The following is a 25,627-nucleotide window of genomic DNA, read 5'->3' on the forward strand; positions in this document are numbered from 1 at the left end:
CCCGGGGATGCGAAAACTTGCCGCCTTCCCCCAGCACGAATTATTTAGCGCATTCTGGCTACGTTTTTAAATAAAAAAATAATTACACCCTCTGAAACTACAGGGCATGGTGAGCGGCTTCGCTATGCCCAAAATCTGGAGACAGATTGCGATGGATATTCCAGTTACTGCTGCAAAAACCGGGCGTCGCCGTTACCTGACGCTGTTGATGATCTTTATTACCGTGGTCATTTGTTATGTTGACCGCGCCAACCTTGCCGTGGCATCGGCCCATATTCAGGAAGAGTTTGGTATCACTAAAGCGGAAATGGGTTATGTCTTCTCGGCGTTTGCCTGGCTCTATACGCTTTGCCAGATCCCGGGCGGCTGGTTCCTTGACCGCGTGGGTTCACGTCTGACTTATTTTATCGCTATTTTTGGCTGGTCCGTGGCGACCTTGTTCCAGGGCTTCGCGACCGGACTAATGTCGCTGATCGGTCTGCGTGCCATCACCGGGATATTTGAAGCACCCGCGTTCCCGACCAATAACCGCATGGTGACCAGCTGGTTCCCGGAACACGAACGTGCCTCCGCGGTGGGCTTTTACACCTCCGGGCAGTTTGTTGGTCTGGCATTCCTGACGCCATTGTTAATCTGGATCCAGGAACTGCTGAGTTGGCACTGGGTGTTTATTGTTACCGGTGGGATCGGCATCATCTGGTCGTTTATCTGGATTAAGGTCTATCAGCCGCCGCGCCTGACCAAAAGCATCAGCAAAGCAGAGCTGGACTATATCCGCGACGGCGGCGGCCTGGTGGATGGTGATGCGCCCGTGAAAAAAGAGGCGCGCCAGCCGCTGACCAAAGCCGACTGGAAGCTGGTCTTCCACCGTAAGCTGGTGGGGGTTTACCTGGGGCAATTTGCGGTGACGTCCACGCTGTGGTTCTTCCTGACGTGGTTCCCAAACTACCTGACGCAGGAGAAGGGGATCACCGCGCTGAAGGCGGGCTTTATGACCACCGTACCGTTCCTTGCCGCGTTCTTCGGTGTCCTGCTCTCGGGCTGGCTGGCGGATAAGCTGGTAAAAAAAGGGTTCTCATTGGGGGTAGCGCGTAAAACACCGATTATCTGCGGATTGCTGATCTCCACCTGCATCATGGGTGCCAACTATACCAACGATCCGGTGTGGATAATGACCCTGATGGCAGTGGCGTTCTTTGGTAATGGTTTCGCATCGATTACCTGGTCGCTGGTGTCGTCCCTGGCACCGATGCGGCTGATCGGTCTGACCGGCGGTGTGTTCAACTTCGTTGGCGGGCTGGGTGGAATTACCGTGCCGCTGGTCATTGGTTATCTGGCCCAGGATTACGGTTTTGGCCCGGCGCTGGTTTACATCTCCGCCGTGGCGTTGATTGGCGCGCTTTCTTACATACTGCTGGTAGGTGATGTGAAACGAGTAGGCTAATCCACACGGATGTTTTACCCTGATGCGATAACTGCGCATCAGGGTATCCTCATGAAACAAATCACCTTCGCTTCCCGCAACCACCAGCTTACTAATATCAATACCTGGACGCCGGACAGCCAGTGGCTGGTCTATGACGTGCGTCCGTCAGGGGCGTCGTTCACCGGTGAAACCATCGAACGAGTTAACGTAGGCACGGGCGAGGTCGAGGTGATTTATCGCGCTACGGACGGCGCGCACGTTGGCGTGGTGACCGTTCATCCGGCACAGGATGAATACGTCTTTATCCACGGCCCGAAACACCCGGACGCGGACTGGCGCTACGATTTTCATCATCGCCAGGGGGTGATTGCGCATCACGGTCAGGTAAGCAATCTGGATGCGATGGATATCACCGCACCCTATACTCCAGGCGCGCTGCGCGGTGGCAGCCACGTACATGTCTTCAGCCCGAACGGGCAGTTGGTCAGCTTTACCTATAACGACCATGTCATGCATATGCGCGATCCGAAGCTCGATTTACGCAACGTTGGCGTGGCGGCGCCTTTCGGCCCGGTGAATCCACAGGGGAACCATCCGCGTGAATATCCGGGAACCTTCTGGAGCGTGCTGGTCAGCCGCACGACGCCTAACCCACAACCGGGCAGCGACGAAATCAATCGCGCCTACGAAGAGGGCTGGGTGGGCAACGACAGGCTGGCGTTTATCGGCGATACCCTCTCAGCACAGGGCGAAAAAGTGCCTGAACTGTTCATTGTTAACCTGCCAGTAGATGAACAGGGCTGGAAACGTGCGGGTGATGCGCCGCTGCAGGGAACGCCAGAAATGCTGCCTGCGCCGCCAGCGGGCGTGATGCAGCGTCGGTTAACCTTCACGCACCACAACCGCTATCCGGGTCTGGTGAACGTGCCGCGCCACTGGGTGCGCAGTAACCCGCAGGCGACACAAATCGCGTTTCTGATGCGTGATGATAACGGCGTTGTGCAGCTGTGGCTGATCTCGCCTGAGGGCGGCGAGCCGCGCCAGCTCACCCACGCTGAGCGCGATATCCAGTCTGCGTTCAACTGGCACCCGTCCGGGAAGATGCTGGGATTTGTGCTCGAAAATCGGATTGCGTGCTGCGACGCACAGACCGGAGAGGTGACGTTTTTGACGTCCGATCACGGCAATCCACCTTCTGCGGATGCCGTCGTGTTTTCCCCGAACGGGCGCGTTATTGCATGGATGGAAGAGACGGGCGGTTTCCGTCAGCTTTGGATAACGGAAACCGCACAGAACTAGCGCGGAGGCATCTCGGCGGGCGGAATGACGGCGTTGGTCGCCAGGTTTTCCTGCTCGCTTTTCTCTACCCGTGAACGTACGGAGTCATCCTTACGGAATACATCCCACGGCAGCAGAAGCGTATCCGCTACTGCCGTAAACGGCATATCCAGGATAACCAGGGATTTGGTGCCCCAGTTGGTATCGTCATCGGAGATCATCGCCGCGCTGGCGCGCGTCCCCGGATATGTTCCTTCTTTACCGCCGGTGTGAGACATCACGCTCGAACACCCGCAAAGTAAAACTACCCCGCTGAACGTCGTCAGCTTTATCAGAACATTTTTCATCATCACTCAGTCATCGTTAATGTTACTGCATAGACCTGCAACTCAGGGTTATAGCGAGCCTTATCCGAAATGGATAGCTCGATAATCCCGCACTGTGGCAGTCATCGCAATTTAACCCTTTGTGCTGTTGTCCCAGAGTCTATGCGACAACCAGCAAAGTGCAAAAAAATCTCACATAAATAGTCTTGAAAAGCCCGGTTCCAGACCCATTTTAAGAATGTGACCCGATAACGAACGCGCCTGATGGGCGTTCGGGGGCACAAAGGCCTGTCCATGGTGGAAGGCTATAATTTCTCGCTGATTTCAGGAGTTTTATTTATGCGTAACTTCGATCTTTCTCCGCTATACCGTTCTGCAATTGGTTTTGACCGCCTGTTTAACCATTTAGAAAATAACCAAAGCCAGAGCAATGGCTACCCTCCATACAATGTCGAGCTGGTTGACGAAAACCACTACCGCATCGCGATTGCCGTTGCCGGTTTTGCAGAAAACGAACTGGAGATCACCGCGCAGGACAACCTGCTGGTGGTGAAAGGTTCCCATACGGCCGAGCAGAAAGAACGTACCTACCTCTACCAGGGCATCGCCGAGCGTAACTTTGAACGCAAGTTCCAGTTAGCCGAGAACATTCACGTCAAGGGCGCGAACCTGGTTAACGGCCTGCTGTTTATCGAACTGGAACGCGTGATTCCGGAAGAGAAAAAACCGCGCCGTATCGAAATTAACTAATCACGGGGGTCGCAAGCGCGGCCCACACAGACTTGCTTGCCGTAACGGGAGCATATGCGAATCCATCAGGATTTGCAGGAACAACTGCGCACAAAATTAAACTGTGCCGAACTCGCTTCTTAGAAGGAGATTTAGTATGCGTAACTATGATTTATCCCCTCTGCTGCGTCAGTGGATTGGTTTTGACAAACTGGCTAATGCCCTGCAAAGCACGACTGAGCACCAGACGTTTCCGCCGTATAACATTGAAAAAAGTGACGATAACCACTATCGCATCACCCTTGCGCTGGCCGGTTTCCGCCAGGAGGATCTGGACATCCAGCTTGAAGGTACCCGTCTGACCGTGAAAGGGACGCCGGAAAAACAGGAGACCGAGACTCAATGGCTGCATCAGGGGCTGGTTAATCAGCCGTTTAGCCTGAGCTTTACCCTGGCAGACCATATGGACGTGTCAGGTGCGACCTTTACCAACGGGCTACTGCATATCGATCTGACCCGTAACGTGCCGGAAGCCATCGCGCCGCAGCGTATCGCCATTAGCGAGCGGCCGGCGTTGAACAGTTAACAGGCCCGCCGAACCTGTAGGTCGGGTAAGGCGTAGCCGCCACCCGACACCGCTCAAAGACCGCATAAGGCCCTGCCCCGGCAGGGCTTTTTTGTGCGCCATCGCCCATACAACGCCCCACGGCTCTGAGAGAATCCCTGATATAACTAAGGTTATGGGCAGGGAGTGGATCATGAGTGATATCGCGTTAACCGTTAGCGTGTTGGCCCTGGTCGCTGTTGTGGGACTATGGATAGGCAATATCAAAATCCGCGGCGTCGGGTTTGGCATTGGTGGCGTGCTGTTTGGCGGCATTTTTGTCGGGCATTTTGCCGATCGGCTCGGGCTGGCTCTGAGCGCTGAAATGCTCCACTTTGTTCAGGAGTTCGGCCTGATCCTGTTCGTTTATACCATCGGGATTCAGGTAGGCCCTGGCTTTTTTGCCTCCCTGCGTGTCTCCGGACTACGGCTCAATCTTTTTGCGTTCGGCATTGTGGTCATGGGCGGGCTGGTCACCGCGATTCTGCACAAAATCTTTGATATTCCCCTTCCTGTGGTTCTGGGCATTTTCTCCGGCGCGGTCACCAACACCCCGGCGCTCGGTGCGGGCCAGCAAATCCTGCGCGATCTGGGGATTCAACCCGGCATTGTCGACCAGATGGGGATGAGCTACGCCATGGCCTATCCGTTTGGCATCTGTGGCATTCTGCTCTCCATGTGGCTGGTACGCGTACTGTTTCGCGTTAACGTCGAATCAGAGGCCAAAGATCACGAAACCACGCTGACCAACGGCCATATGCCCATCAAAACCATCAACATTCGCGTCGATAATCCCAACCTGAATAATATGGCGATTCAGGACGTGCCGATCCTGAACAGCGCCAATATCATCTGCTCCCGCCTTAAGCGTGACGATATGCTGATGGTGCCCGCGCCCGGCACCGTTATTCAGCAAGGCGATCTGCTACATCTGGTCGGCCAGCCCGGGGATTTAAACAATGCGCGACTGGTCATTGGTCAGGAAGTGGACACCTCGCTCTCCACGCGCGGCACCGATATGCGGGTGGAACGCGTTGTGGTGACCAATGAGCATGTTCTCGGCAAAAAAATACGCGATCTGCAGGTAAAAGAACGCTATGACGTGGTTATCTCCCGTCTGAATCGCGCGGGTGTTGAACTGGTCGCCAGCCCGGAAGCCAGCCTGCAGTTCGGGGATATCCTCAACCTGGTCGGCCGCCCGTCGTCAATTGACGCGGTGGCGGATATGGTGGGTAACGCCCAGCAAAAACTGCAGCAGGTACAGATGCTGCCGGTGTTTATCGGCATCGGCCTGGGCGTGCTGCTGGGCTCCATTCCACTGTACGTGCCGGGCTTCCCGGTGGCGCTTAAGCTGGGCCTGGCAGGCGGGCCGCTGATTATGGCGCTGATCCTCGGGCGCATCGGCTGTATTGGTAAGCTCTACTGGTTTATGCCGCCGAGTGCCAACCTGGCGCTGCGCGAGCTGGGCATCGTGCTGTTTCTGGCAGTGGTCGGGCTGAAATCCGGCGGGGATTTTGTCGATACCCTGATCAAGGGCGAAGGGATGAGCTGGGTCGGTTACGGCATATTTATCACGGCAATCCCGCTGCTGACGGTAGGCATTCTGGCGCGGATGTTCGCCAAAATGAACTACCTGACGCTGTGCGGCATGCTGGCGGGCTCCATGACCGATCCCCCTGCGCTCGCGTTTGCCAATAACCTGCATGCCACCAGCGGTGCAGCGGCACTCTCCTATGCCACCGTCTACCCGCTGGTAATGTTCCTGCGCATCATCACGCCGCAGCTACTCGCGGTGCTGTTCTGGGGGATGAGCTAGCAGCACTTCCGGGTGGATGCGCCGCAGATGGTAGTCCACCTGGTAATCACTGGTATTACGGAACATCACGGAATAATTGAGGAACTCGCCGCTGTCGCTGTAGGAAAGTGACGTGATTCGCAGCAGCGGCGTCTGTTCCGGCAGGTTCAGGTAACCGGCCAGCTGTTTATCTGCCAGCACCGGCGTCAGGCTCTCATAGTTGCCGCTGATGGTAATCCCGCACTCTTTCTCGATGTAATCAAACTTTGACCCTTCCAGATGCGCCAGCGAGAGGTTGCGAAACAGCTTCACCGGCATAAAGCTGTCCTCCAGCATCAGCGGCTTCCCGTCCACGTAGCGTACCCGCCGGGAAAAGTAGATCCGCTCATCGACCTGAATCCGCAGCTGGCTGGCGATGGCGGGCGGCGCGGGCATCACTTCAAACTGCAACACTTTACTCTGCACCTCTTTTCCCTGCTGACGCAGCACCTCCACCAGCCCGGTCAGATTCGTGGTTTCGTGGTGAACGTCCTTACGCGAGACAAACGTGCCGCTGCCGTGCCGTCGCTCAACCAGCCCCCAGCTCACCAGCAGATCCAGCGCCTTGCGGATGGTCATGCGCGCCACGCCGAACTCCTGCGCCAGCGCTTTCTCACCCGGTAGCGGGCTGCCGATGTTGTAGTCCGACGAGTTCAGCCGCAGCCGCAATCTGTCGGCAATAGATTTGTAGATCACCAGTAGACCTCTCTGCCCGCATCATGGCGTCGGTTACGTCTTCACATGTCCATATTTACAACGAAAAGTAGACCTCACTGGTCAAAATAAAACCATGAATGCGATCACGAATCGCAACGGCACGCCATGTTCGCGTATCAGTAAGTTCTTATGCTCACCTCAGGCCAGCAAAAAACCATAACGGCCTCTACCCCCTACAGGTTGTTACGTGAGGATTTAAAAATGCTCAGTCAAATACAACGTTTTGGCGGTGCCATGTTTACCCCGGTATTGCTGTTTCCGTTTGCCGGGATCGTGGTGGGAATCGCCATTATGCTTCGCAACCCGCTGTTTGTCGGCGAAGCCTTAACGGCCCCTGATAATCTTTTCGCGCAGATCGTTCACATTATTGAAGAGGGCGGCTGGGCGGTATTTCGCAATATGCCGCTGATTTTCGCCGTCGGTTTACCGATTGGCCTGGCAAAGCAGGCGCAGGGCCGCGCCTGTCTGGCGGTGCTGATTAGCTTCCTGACCTGGAACTACTTCATCAACGCGATGGGGATGACCTGGGGTCACTTCTTCGGCGTCGATTTCTCCGCCGAACCCACGGCGGGAAGCGGGCTGGCGATGATTGCCGGGATCAAAACGCTCGATACCAGCATCATCGGTGCCATTGTGATTTCTGGCATCGTGACCGCTATCCACAACCGCTATTTCGACAAGCCGCTGCCGGTTTTCCTGGGGATTTTCCAGGGCAGTTCGTTTGTCGTTATCCTCGCGTTTTTCGTCATGATCCCCTGCGCCTGGCTGACATTGCTGGGCTGGCCGAAAGTGCAGATGGGCATTGAGTCCCTACAGGCGTTCCTGCGCTCAGCCGGTGCGCTGGGCGTGTGGGTGTACACCTTCCTGGAACGCATTCTGATCCCAACCGGATTGCACCACTTCGTCTATGGCCCGTTCATCTTCGGCCCGGCGGCGGTGGAAGGCGGTATTCAGGTCTACTGGGCGCAGCATCTGCAGGAATTCAGCCAGAGTACCCTGCCGCTGAAAACCCTCTTCCCCGAAGGCGGGTTCGCGCTCCACGGCAACTCCAAGGTGTTTGGCTCGGTCGGGATTGCGCTGGCGATCTGGTACACCGCCTCAGCGGAAAACCGCGTCAAGGTAGCGGGGCTGCTGGTCCCGGCCACGCTCACTGCCGTGCTGGTGGGCATTACTGAACCGCTCGAATTTACCTTCCTGTTTATCTCGCCGCTGCTGTTTGCCGTTCACGCCGTGCTGGCGGCCACCATGGCAACGGTGATGTACACCTTTGGGGTGGTCGGCAACATGGGCGGCGGCCTGCTGGACCAGTTCCTGCCGCAAAACTGGATCCCGATGTTCCATAACCACGCCTCAACGGTCTTCACGCAAATCGGCATCGGCGTCTGCTTTACCGGCCTCTACTTCATGGTTTTCAAAACGCTGATTGTGCGTCTGAACCTCAAAACGCCGGGCCGGGAAGAGAGCGAAATCAAACTGTACAGCAAGGCCGACTATAAGGCGGTACGCGGGCAAACCACTGCCCCGGCGGCGGCCAGCCAGCAGGTCGGACAGGCCGCCGGATTCCTGCAGGCGCTCGGCGGTGCGGCCAATATCGAAAGCATCAACAACTGCGCCACCCGCTTGCGTATCGCGCTGGTGGATATGGCGAAAACCCAAAGCGACGACGTCTTCAAAGCCCTGGGCGCACACGGTGTGGTGCGACGCGGCAACGGCATTCAGGTGATTGTCGGTCTGCACGTTCCTCAGGTGCGTGACCAGCTGGAATCGCTGATGAAAACCCCTTTAACGAATGAACAAACCACCCTGACAGAGGCTATATCATGAAAAAATTCTCAGTTGTCATTGCAGGCGGCGGCAGCACCTTTACGCCTGGTATCGTCCTGATGCTGTTAGCCAACCGTGACCGTTTCCCGCTGCGCGCCCTGAAGTTTTATGATAACGACGGCGCACGTCAGGAGACCATCGCCGAAGCGTGCAAAATCATCCTTAGAGAGCAGGCGCCGGAGATTGAGTTTAGCTACACCACCGATCCTAAAGCGGCGTTTACCGATGTGGATTTCGTGATGGCGCATATCCGCGTCGGCAAATACCCGATGCGTGAAAAAGATGAGAAAATCCCGCTGCGCCATGGCGTGCTGGGCCAGGAAACCTGCGGGCCAGGTGGGATTTCCTACGGCATGCGCTCGATCGGCGGCGTGCTGGAGCTGGTAGATTACATGGAGCAGTACTCCCCGAATGCGTGGATGCTGAACTACTCCAACCCGGCGGCGATTGTCGCGGAAGCCACGCGCCGCCTGCGTCCGAATGCCAAAATCCTCAACATCTGCGATATGCCGATTGGCATCGAAGGACGCATGGCGCAGATCGTTGGCCTGAAAGACCGCAAAGAGATGCGCGTGCGCTACTACGGTCTGAACCACTTCGGCTGGTGGACCTCGATTGAAGATCTCAACGGTAACGATTTAATGCCGAAACTGCGCGAATACGTGGCGAAAAACGGCTATGTTCCGCCTTCTGAAGATGCGCATACCGAAGCAAGCTGGAACGATACCTTTGCCAAAGCAAAAGATGTGCAGGCGCTGGATCCGGACACCATGCCGAACACCTATCTGAAATACTATCTGTTCCCGGACTACGTTGTTGCGCACTCTAACCCGGAACGGACCCGCGCCAATGAAGTCATGGATCACCGCGAGAAACATGTGTTCAGCTCCTGTCGGGCGATCATCGAAGCGGGTAATTCCGCCGCCGGGGAGCTGGAAATCGACGAACATGCGTCGTACATCGTTGATCTGGCGACCGCGATTGCCTTTAACACCCAGGAACGCATGTTGCTGATTGTGCCAAACAACGGTGCCATTCATAACTTTGATGCCGATGCGATGGTGGAAATTCCGTGTCTGGTGGGCCATAACGGACCGGAGCCGCTCACGGTTGGCGATATTCCACACTTCCAGAAAGGGCTGATGAGCCAGCAGGTGGCGGTGGAAAAACTGGTGGTAGATGCCTGGGAGCAGCGTTCGTATCAGAAACTCTGGCAGGCGATTACCCTGTCGAAAACCGTGCCGAGCGCGTCAGTCGCGAAAGCGATTCTGGATGACCTGATCGAAGCCAACAAAGAGTACTGGCCGGAACTGCACTAACCTTCCTGACCGGCATCCCCGATGCCGGTCTCCTTGTCCTGGTCGATTTACGCTATGCTGAAGCCTGCCCGTAGCTCGACAAGGAACCTCCATGAAAATTTCCCGCCTCGGTGAAGCGCCGGATTATCGCTTCTCTCTGGCTAATGAACGCACGTTCTTAGCGTGGATCCGCACGGCGCTGGGCTTTCTGGCTGCAGGTGTCGGCCTCGATCAGCTCGCACCTGATTTCGCCACGCCGCTGATCCGCGAAGTACTGGCGCTGCTTCTGTGCCTGTTCGCAGGCGTGCTGGCGATTTACGGCTATCTGCGCTGGTTGCGCAATGAGAAGGCGATGCGTCTGAAGCAGGATTTACCCTATACGCGCGGGCTACTCATCATCAGCGCGATCCTGCTGACGGTGGCAGGCGTGGTGATGGTGCTGGTGTTCTATGGCGGATAGCCGCAAAGCGCGACGCGAAGCGGACCCTGGCCTGCAGCCGGAGCGGACGTCGCTCGCATGGCTGCGCACGTTGCTGGGGTATGGCGCGCTGATTGCTCTGGCGATCAAGCACAACTGGCACCGGACCGGGGTGCCATTCTGGATCTCGATTGTTGTGCTGGCGCTGGTAGCCTTCATTTTGTGGCGCTATACCCGCAGCCGTAACCTGATGGACGTGGCGCAAGATGATTTTGTGCAGCCGAAAGCGGTGCGGGATAAGTTCCTGATCGCGCTCGCTGTGCTGTCTCTGTCTTTACTCTTTGCCGTTACTCATATTCAGCAAATGGTGAGCTTATAAGCCCGGTGGCGGCTACGCCTTACCGGGCCTACGATTAACGGCTTTTTGCTAAATACTTCGCCATCTCGTCTTCCGGCACCATGCCGCCCCCGGTTGCCCATACCAGGTGGGTGACGTTGGCATCTGAATGCACACGCAGCGGCCCGGCCATGCCCGCCAGCGCGGACGGTTCCAGACGAATGTCTTCCTCCTGCGCCAGCCAGCCGAGCATGTCATACATGCTTTGATCGGAAAGCGTGTAGAACCCGTCCAGCAGGCGCTCCATCGCGCGGCCCACGAAGCCGGACGCGCGCCCGACCGCCAGGCCGTCTGCCGCCGTCACGTTGTCGATACCCAGGTCCTGCACCGCAATCTCGTCGTGCAGGCCGGTGTAAACGCCGAGCAGCATGCACGGCGAGTGCGTGGGTTCCGCAAAGAAGCAGTGGACGTTATCACCGAAGACCAGCTTCAGGCCAAACGCCACGCCGCCAGGGCCGCCACCGACACCGCAGGGCAGGTAGACGTACAGGGGATGCGCCGCATCCACCACGCGGCCCTGTTCGGCAAACTGCGCCTTCAGCCGCTCGCCTGCCACCGCATAGCCCAGGAACAAGGTGCGTGAGTTTTCATCATCAATGAAGAAGCAGTTCGGATCGCTTTCTGCCGCTTTGCGCCCCTGTTCCACCGCCACGCCGTAATCCTGCTCATACTCCACGACGATGACGCCATGGCTGCGGAGCTTCGCTTTCTTCCACTCGCGGGCATCGGCGGACATGTGCACCGTCACCTTAAAGCCGATGCGTGCGCTCATAATGCCGATGGACATCCCCAGGTTGCCGGTTGAGCCCACCGCAATGCTGTACTGGCTGAAGAAATCCTTAAAGCGCGGCTCCAGCAGAACGCTGTAGTCGTCTTCGATGCTCAGCAAGCCGGCGTCCAGCGCCAGTTTCTCCGCGTGGGTCAACACCTCGTAGATGCCGCCGCGTGCTTTAATCGAGCCGGAAATCGGCAGATGACTGTCTTTTTTCAGCAGCAGGGTGCCGGGAATGGTCTTGTCATATTCTTTCCCCAGTCGCGCCTGCATGGCCGGAATGGCGACCAGTTCGGATTCAATAATCCCCTTCGTGACGGCCGTTTCCGGAAAGGCTTTCGCCAGATACGGCGCGAAGCGGTTAAGGCGCGCGTGCGCGTCGTCCACGTCGGCTTTGGACAGCCCGACGTAAGGCAATCCTTCCGCCAGCGTCGTGGTACGTGGGTTAAGCCAGGTGGTTTCTTTCAGGGCAATCAGATCCTCAACCAGAGGAAACTGTGCGGTTAAAGTAGTGATAGTTGCGTTTTCCATAGTACGTCTCTTCGCGCTCAGATAATGAAAGAAAGCAGGAATGTGCCGCCAAGTGCAAGCACCGAGGCGATAAACGTCGCCGTCGTATAGTATTTGAAGGTCTCATTCAGGGTTGCGCCGCAGTATTGCTTCACCAGCCAGAAGAGAGAATCGGTGACGATCGTGCAGCCAATGGCGCCGGAACCGATAGCAATGGTGATGATCTCCGGACTCACGTTCGGATAGAGCGGCAGCATCGGGGCGACTATCGCCGTGGCGCCCATCATCGCGACCGTGGCGGAGCCTACGGCGGCATGCAGCACCAGCGCCACCATCCAGGCGAGCAGGATAGGATGCAGGTGCAGGTTCGAGAGAATATGCGCCAGTGAGTCCGCCAGTCCGCTGGTTTTGAGGATGGCGTTGAACGCGCCGCCCGCGCCGATAATCAGCAAAATATTGGCGATAGAGCCAAAACCGTGCTCGGTGTGCGTCAGCATCGCCCCCATGCTCATATGCTGGCGGATCCCCAGCAGGTAGTAGGCGACAAACACGGCGATAAACATCGCGGTGATCGGGTTGCCGATAAATTCGAGGAGCGTATACAGCGAACCTTCTTTTGCCATATTTAGCTCGGCAATGGTCTTCACCAGCATGAGGCCAATTGGCAGCAGAACCGTAAACAGCGTGGCGCCCAGCGACGGGAGGGTGTGTTCTTCCCGCACCTTGAGGTCTGAAAATTCTGCCGGAACCGGTTTAAACGGCAGACGATTGCCGAGCAGTTTCAGGAACAGCGGGCCACCGACCAGAGACGCCACCAGTCCTACCATCAAACCATAAACAATTACCGTTCCGACATCCGCGCCTAACTTATTGGTCACAAACAGCGCGGCTGGATGCGGAGGCACCACGCAGTGCACCGCCATCAGCGCGGTACAGAGCGGAATGGCCAGCTTGAGCAGCGACGTGTTGGTCTTTTTGGCGATGGAAAACGCCAGCGGGATCAGCAGTACCACGCCCACTTCCACGAACAACGTAATGCCGCAGATCAGGCCCACCAGCACCATAATCACGTCTGCTGACAGCCAGCGGCAGCGCTGCAGCGTGATCCCGATGCGCTCTGCCGCGCCGGAGACTTCCATCATTTTGCCGAGAATGGTGCCCAGACCAATCACCGCCGCCAGGAAGCCCAGCGTACCGCCAATCCCGCTCTCAATGGCGTTCACCATATCCAGTGGGCTCATCCCCATCATCGCACCGACGAAAAAGCTCGCCAGCAGCAGCGCGAGGAACGGGTGAAACTTCAGCTTAACGATGGTTAAAACAATTAACACAATGCTGACCAGCAGCGTTGCCACAACCCAGACCTGAGATCCCATATCTCACCTCACCCTTATGTCATCTGTGGGTATTGGACGAAAAAACGGCGGGGGCTGACAAACGATATAAATTGGCATTCAGGTGAGCCAGATTGGATCAACTGAGTGACTACGCTCTAAAAAACGCACTTAACTTGCATTAGGTTCACATAAATTCACCCTTAAACGGTATGCTGAGCGCAGAAACCACGCGTGAGAATTGTGATGACCGATGCGAATGAAGCCAGAAACCGGCTGTTAAACGGCTGGCAGCTCTCGAAAATGTACACCTTTGAAGTGGCCGCCCGGCATGAGTCCTTCGCGCTGGCCGCGGAGGAGCTCTCGCTCAGCCCCAGCGCGGTGAGCCACCGCATTAATCTGCTGGAAGAGGAGCTGGGTATTCAGCTGTTCGTCCGCTCGCACCGTAAGGTTGAGCTGACGCAGGAGGGGAAGCGCGTTTACTGGACCCTTAAATCCTCCCTCGATACCCTGAATCAGGAGATCCTGGACATCAAAAACCAGGCGCTCTCCGGTACGCTAACGGTGTACTCCCGGCCATCGATAGCGCAGTGCTGGCTGGTTCCCATGCTGGGAGATTTTACCCGCCGCTATCCGTCGATTTCACTCACCGTCCTGACCGGAAATGATTACGTCAATATGCAGCGAACGGGCATCGATCTGGCGCTCTATTTCGACGATACGCCGGCAAACCACCTTTCCCATCACTTCCTGATGGATGAGGAGATTTTGCCCGTTTGTTCACCCGCGTACGCCCGCGAACATCAACTGGTTAAAAACCCCCATAACCTCAGCCACTGTACGTTGCTTCATGACCGTCAGGCCTGGAGCAATGATTCCGGTACGGATGAATGGCTAAGCTGGGCGCAGGATTTTGCGATAAATATGCCGCCATCGTCGGGGATTGGTTTTGATCGTTCTGATTTAGCGATTATTGCGGCCATCAATGATGTGGGGGTAGCGATGGGCAGAAAGCGGCTGGTGCAGAAACGGCTCGAGAAGGGAGAGTTGATTGCACCGTTTGGTGAAAAGACCCTCAAATGCCATCAGCATTACTATATCTCAACTCTTCCGGGCCGCCAGTGGCCGAAAATTGACGCCTTTATTAGCTGGCTGAGAGAACGGGCAAGGTGAAGAATTATTACGCTTTGACGCTACACCAAATGTGAAAAAGCGTGCTAAATACAGGTAATGCTTTCGATTTATCCAGGGTAAACCGTGTTAAAGCCTTTTATTGCCTCTGCGTTACTGATCTCTTCCGGCTGGGCGATTGCCGCTGAGCCGGCGATGACGGCTGCCCGCTATGCTCAGCAGCTGGGTGTGGGGATGGATGTAGACTGGGCGCGTACCGAGCGCGGTATACGTGAATTTGACCCGCTGGTGGTACGCGATTTTCGTGCAAAAGGCATTAGCCATGTGCGCATCCGCGTCGCCGATGAGCCGACGGAAGCGCGGCTCATCCATCTGCGCAAGCTGGTGGAAGCCTGCGAGCAGTATGGTGTCATCCCGATTATTGCTTATCAGGCAGATGAATATAAAAACGACCCGAAAGCCGATAATGAGAAAGAGACAATCAACTGGTGGATTGCCGTCGCCCACTATTTCGGCCAGAGCTACCCGCAGTTGGGTTTTGACCTGATTTACGAGCCCGCCGACAAGCTCAACCACAACCTCGCGTCGTTAAATCGCGTGTATGAAAAAACCATAAAAGCGATCCATGACATTGACCCGCAGCGCATGATTTTCATCGCACCGCGCCTGCGCGCCGCGCCGGAGGATTTAACCAGCCTGAAGCTGCCTGCGCACAGCCAGAACTTCCTGCTGGCGGAGTGGCATATTTTCCCGTGGGGGCCGCTGAAAAATAACGGTAAATACCCGTGGACGTCCGGCACGGCGGCAGAGAAAGCGGCTATCCATAATCGCATCAATACCGCGCTGCGCTGGCAGCAAAAAACCGGGCACGTCAGCTGGGTCGGAGGCTGGGGCGTGGGGGAGTCAAACCACCTCACGCCAACCGCTTCGCAAATGGCCTTCGCCACCTTTATGGCCTGCGAGCTGCAAAAGGCGAAAATTCCGTATGCGCTTAACGCGGATTTCCAGTTTTACGACGGGGAAGAGGGCGCCTGGCGACCTGCGCCAGAGCCGTTATTACAGGCGATGATTGCTCCCGTCTGTGAAAAACCCGGCGACAAGCCGGGCCATCATGCGGTTAAACCGGCTGCTCGTGATGCGGGACACGCGACGCCAGCGGCAGCCAGCACAGTAAAATCAGCAGCCCCATCAGCGTCATCAGCAAACCCAAACTAGCCTGCCCGGTCTGCGGCATCATGGCCGAGAGCCAGGCCAGCGCGCCGGAGCCGATGTTTTGCAAACCGCCCACCAGCGCGCCCGCCGTGCCCGCGAGGAACGGGAACGGCTCCATCGCGCCGCTGGTGGCGAGCGGGAACAGCATCCCTGCGCCGAAGAAGAACAGCGCCGCCGGGATCAGCAGCGTCCAGACGGTCATCACGCCAAACAGTCCCGGGATCCACATCATCAGTCCCGCCAGCAGACAGCTAATCACTGCTTGCCACATCAGGGTGGAGAAACGCTTGTTCTGACGTCCGGCAAACCAGGCGCCGAAGAACGCCGCCGGGATAGGCAGAATAAACAGAATACTCACCACCATGCTGCTCAGGCCAAGCCCAGCGCCCAGCAGCACGCCGGAGCAGGCTTCGAACACCGCTATGCCTGCCAGGCCGCCGATCAGCATCAGCAGGTAACAGGTAAACGCACCGTTGCCGAACAGCGTTTTGTAGCTGGCGATAAGCTTCGTGCGCGGCGCGTCCTGCGGGCGCGTTTCCGGCATCCACCGTGCCATACTGAAGGTCACTATCACGCAGAGCACCAGCAGGAAGGCGTAACAGGCGCGCCAGGACCACATTGTGTCCAGCAGGCCGCCAATCAGCGGTGCAAGTAGCGGGCTGACCAGAATCCCCATATTCAACAGGCTGTTGGCATGGCGGAGCTGGGTGCCCTGGTACATATCGCGCGGTAAGGTTCGCGCCATCACCCCGCCGACGCCGGTTCCGACACCTTGCAGGGCGCTGGCGGCAATCAATATGGTCAGGCTATGGGTGGTGATGGCAATCACCGTCGCCACCATGAATATGCTCATGCCGACCAGGATCACCGGGCGACGCCCGACGCGGTCGGACAGCGGGCCATAGACGAGTTGTGAAACGCCGTAGGTTAGCAGGTAGGCGGCCATTACGCTTTGTACCGCGCCCTCGCGGACGTTTAATTCCTTTGCCATGTCGGCGATCGCCGGAATGTAGATGGTTTGCGCCATCTGACCGACGGCCACCAGTAACACCAGCATCAACAATAAGTTAACGTTCCTTTGTTTTTTCATGTCGCTGAATACTTTTGCCAAAAGAGAAAAATGAAGAATAAGTGACTGCGCATTCCCGTAAATGCGCGAGGAATCTACCACAGTGAGATGACAATTTAATCATTGTGATGGTGAATGGATGAACGTCAGAAGGCAGGATTTGTAAACAAAAACGGCAACTAATGTTGCCAGTGATTTATGCGAGGCGCAGGAGAATAGCGCCGCCAGCAATACCCAGCGCCGCAGCGATGCGCAGGCCCGCAACCTTCTCTTTTAAAAGCACAAAGGCAATCAGCGCCCCGAAAAGAATCGAGGTTTCACGCAGCGCCGCGACTACGGCCAGCGGTGCCTGCGTCATCGCCCACAGTGCCAGGCCATACGAGCCCATGGTGCCGACGCCGCCGAGCAGCCCCTTTTTCCAGTGCAGACGCAGGTAGCCAAAGGCTTCACGCCGACGCGCCACCATCGCCCAGCTCAGCAGGCAAAAACCGTTCATAAAGAAGGTCCACAGCGTGTAGCCCAGCGCAGTGCCCGAGAGCCGCACCCCGGTGCCGTCCACCAGCGTATATCCGGCGATAAAACAGGCGTTCAGTAGCGCCAGCCAGATCCCTTTTCGGGACTGCATGCGCCCGTTCATCGCCATCGCCAGAATCGACAGGCAGATCACCCCGATGCCGGACCAGGCTAGCCAGGAGAGACGATCGCCAAGTGCCAGGACGCTGATCAGCGCCACCAGCAGCGGGGCGGTGCCGCGCATCAGCGGGTAGGTTTGACTCATATCGGAGACCTGATAGGTCTTCGCCACCAGCACGGTGTACACCACCTGTAAGGCGCAGGAGACGATTAAAAACGGCCAGCTTGCAGCAGAAGGCTGTGGAGAGAAGGGGAGCAACACCAGCGCAATAAGCGTAGCGGAGCCGCTGACGCTTATCGCAGAATAGAGCTTGTCCGTTCCGGCCTTAACGATAGCGTTCCAGCTGGCATGCAGCAGCGCGGCAAACAGCAAAATGCAGAATACGGTGATGGTCATGGCGTATCGGGTGGTGAATTGTCACTCAACTGTAACATTCACGTCCTGATGCTGCCAGCCGGTTACACCGCACAAAACAGGCGGTGCGTCACCCGCGGCTCATCCGAGACCAGCGTGAAACCTGCCCGGCGGTAGAACCCATACGCGGTATCCGGCGCGTGGGTATTCAGGAAATCAAACCAGATGCTGGCATCGGCCATCACCACGGTTAAAAGCTGTTTGCCGATGCCCAACCCGCGACACTTCTCGCTAACATAGAGATGGCGAATGCGCCCGGCGCGCGGTTGCTGGCTGAAGGGATCGCGGTTGAGACCGCATACGCCTACCAGCTTGCCGTTAAGAAACGCCCCCAGCAGCTTTTCGCCCGGCGCGTTAAAGCGGTTTTCACCCCGCTGCCAGTTCTCTTCCAGCCTGCGCAGCATGTTGAAATTCAATGCGATACTTTCCGCCTTCAGGGCGATATAGCCCGGTTCATCAGGCGTAACAGGCTCAATTAACAGACGCGACATAGCATTCCCTCGTTATTAAAGAGGGGCGGTTGCCCGCCCCTCTCAGGTGCGACTTGAACCTGACTTACCGAACGTATTTCAGGACAGCATCAAGCAGTTGCAATAATGCAACAATGAGTTTGAGGATAAGTATCACCATATCCACGATGCCCATACGCGTCTCCTTTTGGTAAAAAGGAGCACGATGCTGGCGTACCTTTCCGCCGCCTGTTGCCAGCACCTGGATTGACGTAACACAGTGTGCTCACTTCAGGGGTTAAGGCACTGACGGCACCACCCGTTTCAGCCAGGACTTCATTGCGCCGGTAGAACTGCGGCCCCCTCGCTCACTGCGAACACCCCAGTATAGATAAATACTGTATGCATGAACAGTATTTTTTGGACAAAAATCGAAAGGAGACCCATACTCAAAAACGTCAAAATCCGTGCCGGAATTGCGCGTTCGTCCTCGATCGCGTATACTTTTTGCGTTGACGTAACACAGTGTGTTCTGCGGCGACCAACCGCAAAACCCTGATAAAAACCTCGCTCCGGCGGGGTTTTTTGTTTTCTGGGTCCGTCCTAAGCAGGCCTTCCGTTGACTAATTGGCAATCCGTGATATTGTTGCCATAATGGCAACGGACGCGGCAGGTATGCAGTATGCATTTAATCTCAATGAAGGCAATTTTGGATGCGGTGATCCAGTTTCCGCAACACAGAGAGGAGCTTCTCTTTCTGGGGCGAACCATCGAAAAGAGCCATTGCACGACGCCTGTTGCGCTAAGAAAAATCTTTCCAACGCTAGATAATTTGAAGTATCTCGATAAGCATTATGTTATTGATATTGCTAACAACAAACTCAGAGTAGTGGCTCTCATATTCTTTGAAAGCCAAAAGTTTTATGTGCGCCATGTTTTTACTCATAAGGAATATGACCGTTTTACGGAGAAACATCGCACTAAGGGGAAGAAATGATGATCGTAGCTGATGCAATGAAAGCAACGCATGCCCTTGTCGCGGCGGTTCCTTTATTGGGTGAACATCCAAACGAGAAAGATTACCAGGACGCACTTGAGCTGGTTGAGTATTTACTGATGAACGAACCTGGCAGCCCTTTGCTGGATATCGTATGTGCAAGAATTCGTCGTTACGAAGCCAATCGGCCCGAAATTGTCGCCTTACGCCAGGAGATGGAATCTGTCCCAGTGGGCATTGCCGTTTTAAGAACCCTTATGGATCAATACAAACTGACTATTTCGGATTTTCAGGATGAAATTGGCAGTAAATCAATGGTTTCAAGGGTGTTGAACGGTCAACGTCAGCTGACGTTGAACCATATAAAAAAACTGGCTGCTCGCTTTGGGGTATCGCCTGCGCTGTTCATTGAATGAAATACTCACGTCCGACTACTGTTTTCATCACCCAACAAACGAAACGTGATCCCTGACGCATTTTTGTCCAGATGAAAATATTTCCATTGTCACGCCCGAAAACCTGTGTTTGTATAAATTCAATCAATGATTCCAAACACAGGTTCCTAATGACTCCATCTCTGTTCACCTCGACCCTACTAAAAACTGCGCAACCAGCCGCAGTGGTCGTCGTGCGTGTGGTGGTGGTCGTCGGCAATGCGCCGTAGGGACTGGATCAACACACGAATCCAAAACCCCGCCGGCGCAAACCGGGCGGGGTTTTTCGTTTAGGACCCTCCCCGGAAGGCTGGCTCAGAAGAAAAGGACTGGAGCATGGCAAGTTCGGGCACAACATCTACTAAGACGCGTTTTACGGGCGCGCAGCTGATCGTTCATTTGCTGGAACGACAGGGCATCACCACGGTTGCGGGCATCCCGGGCGGCACGGTGCTGCCGCTGTACGATGCGTTAAGCCAAAGCACAAAAATCCGCCACGTGCTGGCTCGCCACGAGCAGGGCGCGGGCTTTATCGCGCAGGGCATGGCGCGTACCCAGGGGAAACCGGCGGTTTGTATGGCGTGTAGCGGGCCGGGGGCTACCAACCTGGTAACGGCCATCGCCGACGCGCGCCTCGACTCCATTCCGCTGATCTGCATTACCGGCCAGGTGCCGTCTTCGATGATCGGTACCGATGCGTTCCAGGAAGTGGATACCTACGGCATCTCTATCCCCATCACCAAACATAACTATTTAGTTCGCGATATCAGCGAGCTTCCTCAGGTTATCAGCGATGCGTTTCGCATTGCGCAGTCTGGCCGCCCGGGCCCGGTGTGGATAGACATTCCTAAGGATGTCCAGACCGCAGAGATCGAGATTGACGTGCTGCCAGAGCCGGGCGACCGTGCCCCCGCGCCGGAATTCAGTGCTGAGAGCGTGCGTGACGCCGCGGCGATGATTAATGCCGCCAAACGCCCGGTGCTCTATCTGGGCGGTGGGGCGGTTAACGCCGCGAATGAAATCCGCCAGTTCGCTGAAAAAGCCAGCCTGCCCACCACCATGACCCTGATGGCGCTCGGCATGCTGCCTAAAGCGCACCCGCTCTCTCTTGGCATGCTGGGCATGCACGGCGCGCGCAGCACCAACTACATCCTGCAAGAAGCGGATTTGCTGATTGTAATGGGCGCGCGTTTTGATGACCGGGCGATTGGCAAAACCGAGCAGTTCTGCCCGAACGCCAAAATCATCCATGTGGACATCGACCGCGCCGAGCTGGGTAAAATTAAGCAGCCGCACGTGGCCATTCAGGGCGACGTGGCTGAAGTGCTGGCGCAGCTGATCCCGCAGACGGACGCAGCCGACCGTGCCGACTGGCGTCAGCTGGTCGCCGATTTGCAAAAAGAGTTCCCGGGCGCCATCCCGACCGAGGGCGATCCGCTGAGCCACTATGGTCTTATCAACGCTGTGGCCGCCTGCGTGGACGACAGCGCGATTATTACCACCGACGTGGGCCAGCATCAGATGTGGACCGCCCAGGCCTACCCGCTGAACCGTCCGCGCCAGTGGCTGACCTCCGGTGGCCTCGGCACCATGGGCTTTGGCCTGCCTGCTGCCGTGGGCGCGGCGCTGGCGAATCCGGACCGCAAAGTCATCTGCTTCTCCGGTGACGGCAGCCTGATGATGAACATTCAGGAAATGGCGACCGCGGCCGAAAACCAGTTAGACGTCAAAATCATTCTGATGAACAACGAGGCGCTGGGGCTGGTACACCAGCAACAGAGCCTGTTCTACAAGCAGGGCGTATTTGCCGCGACCTATCCGGGAATGATTAACTTTATGCAGATTGCCGCCGGTTTTGGCCTTCACACCTGCGATCTGAACGCCGAAGAGGATGCCCACGCGGCGCTGCAGGCGGCGATTTCGCGTCCCGGCCCGGCGCTGATCCACGTGCGTATCGACCCTGAACAAAAAGTGTATCCGATGGTGCCGCCGGGTGCGGCAAATACTGAGATGGTGGGAGAATAAGCCATGCAGAAACAACATGATAACGTCATTCTGGAACTCACCGTCCGCAACCATCCTGGCGTCATGACCCACGTCTGCGGGCTGTTTGCCCGCCGGGCGTTTAACGTGGAAGGCATTCTCTGTCTGCCGATTCAGGGCAGCGAGCACAGCCGCATCTGGCTACTGGTCAACGATGACCAGCGTCTGGAGCAGATGATGGCGCAGATCGACAAGCTGGAAGATGTCACCAAAGTGGCGCGCAACCAGTCCGATCCCACCATGTTTAACAAAATTGCGGTGTTTTTCGAGTAGATCGCTTAAGGTAAGCGTCTTTCGCTCTTGTAGGCCGGATAAGCGCAGCGCCATCCGGCGTTTTCAGACCGCAGGATCAAACATGACCACCATCGCTCTCATCGACGACCACCTTATCGTCCGCTCCGGCTTTGCCCAACTTCTCAACCTCGAACCCGATTTTCAGGTCGTGGCCGAGTTTGGCTCCGGTCGTGAGGCGCTGGCGGGCCTGCCGGGGCGCGGAGTGCAGGTCTGTATCTGCGATATCTCAATGCCGGATCTCTCCGGTCTGGAGCTGTTAAGCCAGCTGCCGAAAGGGATGGCGACGATCATGCTCTCGGTCCACGACAGCCCGGCGCTGGTCGAGCAGGCGCTCAACGCGGGCGCACGCGGGTTCCTCTCAAAACGCTGTAGCCCGGACGAGCTGATCGCCGCCGTGCGTACCGTCTCCACCGGCGGCTGCTATTTAACACCGGATATCGCCATTAAGCTGGCGGCCGGACGTCAGGATCCGCTCACTAAACGCGAACGTCAGGTTGCAGAGAAACTCGCACAGGGGATGTCGGTGAAAGAGATTGCGGCCGAGCTGGACCTGTCGCCAAAAACCGTCCACGTTCACCGCGCCAATCTGATGGAAAAACTCAACGTCAGCAACGATGTCGAGCTGGCGCGCCGCATGTTTGATAGCTGGCAATGAACCCGCTGTTTTCGCGGCTGATCGCCGTCGTCGCCAGCTTTTTTATCTTTTCTGCCGCATGGTTCTGCCTGTGGAGCATCAGCCTGCATCTGGTGGAGCGACCCGAGCTGGCGGTATTGCTGTTCCCCTTCGGCCTGCGTCTGGGGTTGATGCTGCAATGTCCGCGCGGCTACTGGCCCGTTTTGCTGGGCGCAGAGTGGCTGATGCTGGTCTGGCTGGCGCAGGAAGTTGCGCTCACGCAGCTGCCATTATTGATGACCGGAAGCCTGCTCACGCTTATCCCGGTTGCGCTCATTTCCCGTTATCGTCACCAGCGTGACTGGCGCACGCTGCTGCGTCAGGGGGCGGCGCTGATTGCCGCCGCGCTGCTGCAATCGCTGCCGTGGGCTGGCGACAAGGAGATGCTCAACGCCCTGCTGCTGACCCTCACCGGCGGGCTGACCCTTGCGCCGACCTGTCTGGTTTTCTGGCACTACCTCACCAGCACCGTCTGGCAGCCGCTGGGGCCTGCGCTGGTCTCCCAGCCCGTCAACTGGCGCGCCCGGCATCTCATCTGGTATCTGCTGCTGTTTGTGGTGAGCCTGTGGCTACAGCTCGGCCTGCCCGCAGAGCTTTCACGCTTCACACCGTTTTGTCTGGCGCTGCCGATCATCGCCCTCGCCTGGCACTACGGCTGGCAGGGCGCCTTAATTGCCACGCTGATGAACGCCATCGCGCTCATTGCCAGCCAGACCTGGCACGACCATCCGGTGGACCTGCTGCTTTCCCTGCTGGCTCAAAGCCTGACCGGGCTGCTGCTGGGGGCGGGGATCCAGCGTCTGCGCGAGCTGAACCAGTCTCTGCAAAACGAGCTGGCGCGTAATCGCCGTCTGGCGGAGCGTTTGCTGGAGACGGAAGAGAGCGTGCGGCAGGAGGTCGCCCGTGAGCTGCATGATGACATCGGCCAGACCATCACCGCCATCCGCACCCAGGCGGGCATTGTCCAGCGTCTGGCGGCGGAAAATGCCGGTGTGAAGCATGGGGGGGCGCATATTGAACAGCTTTCGCTGGGGGTTTATGACGCCGTTCGCCGATTGCTGGGACGGCTGCGTCCGCGCCAGCTTGACGACCTGTCACTTGAGCAGGCGATACGCTCCCTGATGCGCGAGATGGAGCTGGAAAGCCGCGGCATCGTCAGCCATCTCGACTGGCGTATTGATGAACGGGCGCTGAGTGAAGGCCAGCGCGTGACGCTGTTCCGCGTCTGTCAGGAGGGGCTGAATAATATCGTCAAACACGCCAATGCCAGCGCGGTCACCATTCAGGGCGGCCAGCAGAACGATCGCCTGACGCTGGTGATTGAAGACGACGGCTGCGGCCTGCCGCCGGGCTCCGGCCAGCAGGGTTTTGGCCTGGCGGGCATGCGCGAGCGCGTGAAGGCGCTGGGTGGCACGCTGGCTATCTCCTGTACCCACGGGACGCGCGTTAGCGTCAGCCTGCCGCTAAGGAACCACCATGTTTAAAATGCCTGCCAACGCCTCACCGCTAGGCGACAAAGCGGAAATAGACGCGCGCTACCGCTACTGGCGCCGCCATATCCTGATGACCATCTGGCTTGGCTATGCGCTGTTTTACTTTACCCGCAAAAGCTTTAACGCCGCCGCGCCGGAAATCCTCGCCAGCGGCGTGATGACGCGTACCGATATCGGCCTGCTGGCGACGCTGTTTTACATCACCTACGGCCTGTCGAAGTTCTTCTCCGGCATCGTCAGCGACCGCTCCAACGCGCGCTACTTTATGGGCGTCGGGCTGATTGCCACCGGCGTGGTAAATATCCTGTTCGGCTTCTCCACCTCGCTGTGGGCCTTTGCCCTGCTGTGGGCACTGAACGCTTTTTTCCAGGGCTGGGGAGCGCCGGTTTGTGCCCGCCTGCTCACCGCCTGGTACTCGCGCAACGAGCGCGGCGGCTGGTGGGCAATCTGGAACACCGCGCATAACGTCGGCGGGGCGCTGATCCCGATGGTGGTCGGTGCGGCGGCGCTGCACTACGGCTGGCGCGCAGGGATGATGATTGCCGGGGGCCTGGCGATTGTTGCCGGGCTGTTCCTCTGCTGGCGCCTGCGCGACAGGCCGCAAACCGTTGGACTGCCTGCGGTGGGCGACTGGCGGCACGACGAGATGGAGATTGCCCAACAGCAGGAAGGGGCGGGGCTGACCCGCAAAGAGATCCTGACCAAATACGTGCTGAAAAATCCCTACATCTGGCTACTCTCGCTCTGTTACGTGCTGGTTTACGTGGTACGTGCGGCGATCAACGACTGGGGCAATCTGTACATGTCGGAGACGCTCGGGGTGGATCTGGTCACCGCCAACTCGGCGGTCACGATGTTCGAGCTGGGCGGATTTATCGGCGCGCTGGTGGCAGGCTGGGGCTCGGACAAGCTGTTTAACGGCAACCGAGGCCCGATGAACCTGATCTTCGCCGCCGGGATATTGCTCTCCGTCGGCTCGCTGTGGCTGATGCCGTTCGCCAGTTACGTGATGCAGGCGGCATGCTTCTTCACCATCGGCTTCTTCGTGTTTGGCCCGCAGATGCTGATCGGCATGGCCGCGGCGGAGTGCTCGCACAAAGAGGCGGCGGGTGCGGCGACGGGGTTTGTCGGGCTGTTTGCCTATCTTGGCGCATCGCTCTCCGGCTGGCCCCTGGCGCGGGTGATCGACACCTGGCACTGGAGCGGTTTCTTCGCGGTCATCGCCATCGCGGCGGGGATCTCTGCCCTGCTGCTGCTGCCCTTCCTGCACGCGCAGGCCCCGCGCGAAGCGTGACACACTTCACCTTTTACTGCCGA

27 protein-coding genes and 1 other annotated feature are annotated in these 25,627 nt (G+C 57.4%); of the genes, 19 read left to right on the forward strand and 8 right to left on the reverse strand.

The genetic code is table 11. The annotated features are described in order from the left end of the window. Positions 1-106 precede the first annotated feature (106 nt). Both BFV64_RS00060 and BFV64_RS00065 read left to right on the forward strand, forming a co-directional pair. A complete protein-coding gene (locus BFV64_RS00060; RefSeq protein WP_045269315.1) occupies positions 107-1,444 on the forward strand; it encodes an MFS transporter in 1,338 nt (445 codons plus the stop codon). A 51-nt stretch (positions 1,445-1,495) separates the two neighbouring features. Further along, positions 1,496-2,725: a YidR family protein gene (locus BFV64_RS00065; protein ID WP_023331672.1), complete on the forward strand. Its 1,230-nt coding sequence runs from the start codon at positions 1,496-1,498 to the stop codon at positions 2,723-2,725. On the opposite strand, the gene BFV64_RS00070 is transcribed toward BFV64_RS00065, so the two are convergent. Continuing rightward, positions 2,722-3,054, reverse strand: a complete 333-nt coding sequence (locus tag BFV64_RS00070) for a YceK/YidQ family lipoprotein (RefSeq protein WP_014881914.1) — start codon at positions 3,052-3,054, stop codon at positions 2,722-2,724. The genes BFV64_RS00065 and BFV64_RS00070 overlap by 4 nt on opposite strands. A gap of 250 nt (positions 3,055-3,304) precedes the next feature. Continuing rightward, positions 3,305-3,376, forward strand: a sequence feature (ROSE (Repression Of Heat Shock gene Expression) occurs in the 5'-region of heat shock genes and acts as an RNA thermometer to modulate expression.). On the opposite strand from BFV64_RS00070, the gene ibpA reads away from it, so the two are divergent. The 3 genes from ibpA (at position 3,370) to BFV64_RS00085 (ending at position 6,179) form a co-directional block, all read left to right on the forward strand. Beyond that, the gene (ibpA, locus tag BFV64_RS00075; protein ID WP_008500162.1) at positions 3,370-3,780 is read left to right on the forward strand and encodes a small heat shock chaperone IbpA; all 411 of its coding nucleotides are present in this window, start codon (positions 3,370-3,372) and stop codon (positions 3,778-3,780) included. (Overlaps the previous feature by 7 nt.) Before the next feature lie 136 nt (positions 3,781-3,916). Then, entirely contained in the window at positions 3,917-4,345 is a 429-nt protein-coding gene (ibpB, locus tag BFV64_RS00080; RefSeq protein WP_014881915.1) for a small heat shock chaperone IbpB, read from the forward strand. Positions 4,346-4,517: 172 nt separating this feature from the next. Then, a complete protein-coding gene (locus tag BFV64_RS00085) occupies positions 4,518-6,179 on the forward strand; it encodes a putative transporter (RefSeq protein ID WP_014881916.1) in 1,662 nt (553 codons plus the stop codon). On the opposite strand, the gene BFV64_RS00090 is transcribed toward BFV64_RS00085, so the two are convergent. Next, the gene (locus tag BFV64_RS00090; RefSeq protein ID WP_014881917.1) at positions 6,147-6,893 is read right to left on the reverse strand and encodes a GntR family transcriptional regulator; all 747 of its coding nucleotides are present in this window, start codon (positions 6,891-6,893) and stop codon (positions 6,147-6,149) included. The two genes, BFV64_RS00085 and BFV64_RS00090, sit on opposite strands and share 33 nt — an antisense overlap. A 222-nt stretch (positions 6,894-7,115) precedes the next feature. Here BFV64_RS00090 and BFV64_RS00095 point away from each other — a divergent pair, with 222 nt between their 5' ends. The 4 genes from BFV64_RS00095 to BFV64_RS00110 all read left to right on the forward strand — a co-directional run bounded on the left by BFV64_RS00095 (position 7,116) and on the right by BFV64_RS00110 (position 10,833). Next, positions 7,116-8,738 carry an alpha-glucoside-specific PTS transporter subunit IIBC gene (locus BFV64_RS00095; protein WP_069601592.1) on the forward strand — a complete coding sequence of 541 codons (1,623 nt, stop codon included), beginning with the start codon at positions 7,116-7,118 and terminating at the stop codon, positions 8,736-8,738. Continuing rightward, positions 8,735-10,057 (forward strand): 6-phospho-alpha-glucosidase, encoded by a 1,323-nt coding sequence (locus tag BFV64_RS00100; protein ID WP_032635243.1) that lies wholly within the window; start codon positions 8,735-8,737, stop codon positions 10,055-10,057. Before BFV64_RS00095 ends, BFV64_RS00100 begins: the two co-directional genes overlap by 4 nt. Before the next feature lie 91 nt (positions 10,058-10,148). Next, on the forward strand, positions 10,149-10,496 hold the full coding sequence (locus BFV64_RS00105; RefSeq protein ID WP_014068263.1) for a YidH family protein: 348 nt from the start codon (positions 10,149-10,151) through the stop codon (positions 10,494-10,496). Next, positions 10,486-10,833, forward strand: coding sequence for a DUF202 domain-containing protein (locus BFV64_RS00110; RefSeq protein ID WP_023331677.1), 348 nt, complete (start codon positions 10,486-10,488; stop codon positions 10,831-10,833). Before BFV64_RS00105 ends, BFV64_RS00110 begins: the two co-directional genes overlap by 11 nt. 34 nt (positions 10,834-10,867) lie before the next feature. On the opposite strand, the gene dsdA is transcribed toward BFV64_RS00110, so the two are convergent. Together dsdA and dsdX are read right to left on the reverse strand one after the other, a co-directional pair. Continuing rightward, positions 10,868-12,154: a D-serine ammonia-lyase gene (gene dsdA, locus BFV64_RS00115; protein ID WP_069601593.1), complete on the reverse strand. Its 1,287-nt coding sequence runs from the start codon at positions 12,152-12,154 to the stop codon at positions 10,868-10,870. A gap of 17 nt (positions 12,155-12,171) precedes the next feature. Further along, complete coding sequence (gene dsdX, locus BFV64_RS00120; RefSeq protein ID WP_045134490.1) at positions 12,172-13,509, reverse strand: D-serine transporter DsdX; 1,338 nt, start codon at positions 13,507-13,509, stop codon at positions 12,172-12,174. Between the two features lie 204 nt (positions 13,510-13,713). Between dsdX and dsdC the strand changes: the two genes are divergently transcribed. Together dsdC and BFV64_RS00130 are read left to right on the forward strand one after the other, a co-directional pair. Next, complete coding sequence (gene dsdC, locus BFV64_RS00125; protein WP_045134489.1) at positions 13,714-14,640, forward strand: DNA-binding transcriptional regulator DsdC; 927 nt, start codon at positions 13,714-13,716, stop codon at positions 14,638-14,640. Between the two features lie 84 nt (positions 14,641-14,724). Next, positions 14,725-15,813, forward strand: a complete 1,089-nt coding sequence (locus BFV64_RS00130; protein WP_032635252.1) for a cellulase family glycosylhydrolase — start codon at positions 14,725-14,727, stop codon at positions 15,811-15,813. Here BFV64_RS00130 and emrD read toward each other — a convergent pair. The 4 genes from emrD to tisB form a co-directional block, all read right to left on the reverse strand. Next, positions 15,716-16,900 (reverse strand): multidrug efflux MFS transporter EmrD, encoded by a 1,185-nt coding sequence (gene emrD / locus BFV64_RS00135; protein ID WP_032637792.1) that lies wholly within the window; start codon positions 16,898-16,900, stop codon positions 15,716-15,718. The two genes, BFV64_RS00130 and emrD, sit on opposite strands and share 98 nt — an antisense overlap. Before the next feature lie 175 nt (positions 16,901-17,075). Then, the gene (locus BFV64_RS00140) at positions 17,076-17,909 is read right to left on the reverse strand and encodes an EamA family transporter (RefSeq protein WP_045134488.1); all 834 of its coding nucleotides are present in this window, start codon (positions 17,907-17,909) and stop codon (positions 17,076-17,078) included. Positions 17,910-17,971: 62 nt separating this feature from the next. Beyond that, positions 17,972-18,418 (reverse strand): GNAT family N-acetyltransferase, encoded by a 447-nt coding sequence (locus BFV64_RS00145; RefSeq protein WP_014881927.1) that lies wholly within the window; start codon positions 18,416-18,418, stop codon positions 17,972-17,974. Positions 18,419-18,482: 64 nt separating this feature from the next. Then, positions 18,483-18,572, reverse strand: a complete 90-nt coding sequence (tisB, locus tag BFV64_RS26090; RefSeq protein ID WP_045281349.1) for a type I toxin-antitoxin system toxin TisB — start codon at positions 18,570-18,572, stop codon at positions 18,483-18,485. Between the two features lie 486 nt (positions 18,573-19,058). Here tisB and BFV64_RS00155 point away from each other — a divergent pair, with 486 nt between their 5' ends. The 8 genes from BFV64_RS00155 (at position 19,059) to uhpC (ending at position 25,604) form a co-directional block, all read left to right on the forward strand. Then, positions 19,059-19,373, forward strand: a complete 315-nt coding sequence (locus tag BFV64_RS00155) for a type II toxin-antitoxin system HigB family toxin (RefSeq protein WP_045134487.1) — start codon at positions 19,059-19,061, stop codon at positions 19,371-19,373. Continuing rightward, positions 19,370-19,789, forward strand: a complete 420-nt coding sequence (locus tag BFV64_RS00160; protein ID WP_023331687.1) for a helix-turn-helix domain-containing protein — start codon at positions 19,370-19,372, stop codon at positions 19,787-19,789. The genes BFV64_RS00155 and BFV64_RS00160 overlap by 4 nt, the downstream gene beginning before the upstream one ends. 149 nt (positions 19,790-19,938) lie before the next feature. Beyond that, positions 19,939-20,037 (forward strand): ilvB operon leader peptide IvbL, encoded by a 99-nt coding sequence (gene ivbL, locus BFV64_RS25170; RefSeq protein ID WP_023331688.1) that lies wholly within the window; start codon positions 19,939-19,941, stop codon positions 20,035-20,037. Between the two features lie 106 nt (positions 20,038-20,143). Then, positions 20,144-21,832 (forward strand): acetolactate synthase large subunit, encoded by a 1,689-nt coding sequence (ilvB, locus tag BFV64_RS00165; protein WP_023331689.1) that lies wholly within the window; start codon positions 20,144-20,146, stop codon positions 21,830-21,832. Positions 21,833-21,835: 3 nt separating this feature from the next. Then, positions 21,836-22,123 (forward strand): acetolactate synthase small subunit, encoded by a 288-nt coding sequence (gene ilvN, locus BFV64_RS00170; RefSeq protein WP_010426528.1) that lies wholly within the window; start codon positions 21,836-21,838, stop codon positions 22,121-22,123. Between the two features lie 82 nt (positions 22,124-22,205). Next, positions 22,206-22,799 (forward strand): response regulator transcription factor UhpA, encoded by a 594-nt coding sequence (gene uhpA / locus BFV64_RS00175; RefSeq protein WP_014881931.1) that lies wholly within the window; start codon positions 22,206-22,208, stop codon positions 22,797-22,799. After that, positions 22,796-24,301, forward strand: coding sequence for a signal transduction histidine-protein kinase/phosphatase UhpB (uhpB, locus tag BFV64_RS00180; protein ID WP_069601594.1), 1,506 nt, complete (start codon positions 22,796-22,798; stop codon positions 24,299-24,301). The genes uhpA and uhpB overlap by 4 nt, the downstream gene beginning before the upstream one ends. After that, positions 24,294-25,604: an MFS transporter gene (gene uhpC, locus BFV64_RS00185; protein ID WP_032635256.1), complete on the forward strand. Its 1,311-nt coding sequence runs from the start codon at positions 24,294-24,296 to the stop codon at positions 25,602-25,604. The genes uhpB and uhpC overlap by 8 nt, the downstream gene beginning before the upstream one ends. The last annotated feature ends 23 nt before the right edge of the window (positions 25,605-25,627 follow it).

Origin of the sequence: Enterobacter kobei (assembly GCF_001729765.1) — a bacterium.
Lineage (GTDB): Bacteria > Pseudomonadota > Gammaproteobacteria > Enterobacterales > Enterobacteriaceae > Enterobacter > Enterobacter kobei.

Bases quoted from the DNA above. Each gene is read 5' to 3' on its own strand.
- uhpB (WP_069601594.1), top strand. From the start codon at position 22,796: ATGAACCCGCTGTTTTCGCGGCTGATCGCCGTCGTCGCCAGCTTTTTT.
- dsdA (WP_069601593.1), bottom strand. From the start codon at position 12,154: ATGGAAAACGCAACTATCACTACTTTAACCGCACAGTTTCCTCTGGTT.
- BFV64_RS00160 (WP_023331687.1), top strand. From the start codon at position 19,370: ATGATGATCGTAGCTGATGCAATGAAAGCAACGCATGCCCTTGTCGCG.
- ivbL (WP_023331688.1), top strand. From the start codon at position 19,939: ATGACTCCATCTCTGTTCACCTCGACCCTACTAAAAACTGCGCAACCA.
- BFV64_RS00155 (WP_045134487.1), top strand. From the start codon at position 19,059: ATGCATTTAATCTCAATGAAGGCAATTTTGGATGCGGTGATCCAGTTT.
- ilvB (WP_023331689.1), top strand. From the start codon at position 20,144: ATGGCAAGTTCGGGCACAACATCTACTAAGACGCGTTTTACGGGCGCG.
- ilvN (WP_010426528.1), top strand. From the start codon at position 21,836: ATGCAGAAACAACATGATAACGTCATTCTGGAACTCACCGTCCGCAAC.
- BFV64_RS00100 (WP_032635243.1), top strand. From the start codon at position 8,735: ATGAAAAAATTCTCAGTTGTCATTGCAGGCGGCGGCAGCACCTTTACG.
- ibpB (WP_014881915.1), top strand. From the start codon at position 3,917: ATGCGTAACTATGATTTATCCCCTCTGCTGCGTCAGTGGATTGGTTTT.
- BFV64_RS00140 (WP_045134488.1), bottom strand. From the start codon at position 17,909: ATGACCATCACCGTATTCTGCATTTTGCTGTTTGCCGCGCTGCTGCAT.
- BFV64_RS00110 (WP_023331677.1), top strand. From the start codon at position 10,486: ATGGCGGATAGCCGCAAAGCGCGACGCGAAGCGGACCCTGGCCTGCAG.
- ibpA (WP_008500162.1), top strand. From the start codon at position 3,370: ATGCGTAACTTCGATCTTTCTCCGCTATACCGTTCTGCAATTGGTTTT.
- BFV64_RS00065 (WP_023331672.1), top strand. From the start codon at position 1,496: ATGAAACAAATCACCTTCGCTTCCCGCAACCACCAGCTTACTAATATC.
- dsdX (WP_045134490.1), bottom strand. From the start codon at position 13,509: ATGGGATCTCAGGTCTGGGTTGTGGCAACGCTGCTGGTCAGCATTGTG.
- emrD (WP_032637792.1), bottom strand. From the start codon at position 16,900: ATGAAAAAACAAAGGAACGTTAACTTATTGTTGATGCTGGTGTTACTG.
- uhpC (WP_032635256.1), top strand. From the start codon at position 24,294: ATGTTTAAAATGCCTGCCAACGCCTCACCGCTAGGCGACAAAGCGGAA.
- BFV64_RS00085 (WP_014881916.1), top strand. From the start codon at position 4,518: ATGAGTGATATCGCGTTAACCGTTAGCGTGTTGGCCCTGGTCGCTGTT.
- BFV64_RS00070 (WP_014881914.1), bottom strand. From the start codon at position 3,054: ATGATGAAAAATGTTCTGATAAAGCTGACGACGTTCAGCGGGGTAGTT.
- uhpA (WP_014881931.1), top strand. From the start codon at position 22,206: ATGACCACCATCGCTCTCATCGACGACCACCTTATCGTCCGCTCCGGC.
- BFV64_RS00145 (WP_014881927.1), bottom strand. From the start codon at position 18,418: ATGTCGCGTCTGTTAATTGAGCCTGTTACGCCTGATGAACCGGGCTAT.
- BFV64_RS00095 (WP_069601592.1), top strand. From the start codon at position 7,116: ATGCTCAGTCAAATACAACGTTTTGGCGGTGCCATGTTTACCCCGGTA.
- BFV64_RS00060 (WP_045269315.1), top strand. From the start codon at position 107: ATGGTGAGCGGCTTCGCTATGCCCAAAATCTGGAGACAGATTGCGATG.
- tisB (WP_045281349.1), bottom strand. From the start codon at position 18,572: ATGGGCATCGTGGATATGGTGATACTTATCCTCAAACTCATTGTTGCA.
- dsdC (WP_045134489.1), top strand. From the start codon at position 13,714: ATGACCGATGCGAATGAAGCCAGAAACCGGCTGTTAAACGGCTGGCAG.
- BFV64_RS00105 (WP_014068263.1), top strand. From the start codon at position 10,149: ATGAAAATTTCCCGCCTCGGTGAAGCGCCGGATTATCGCTTCTCTCTG.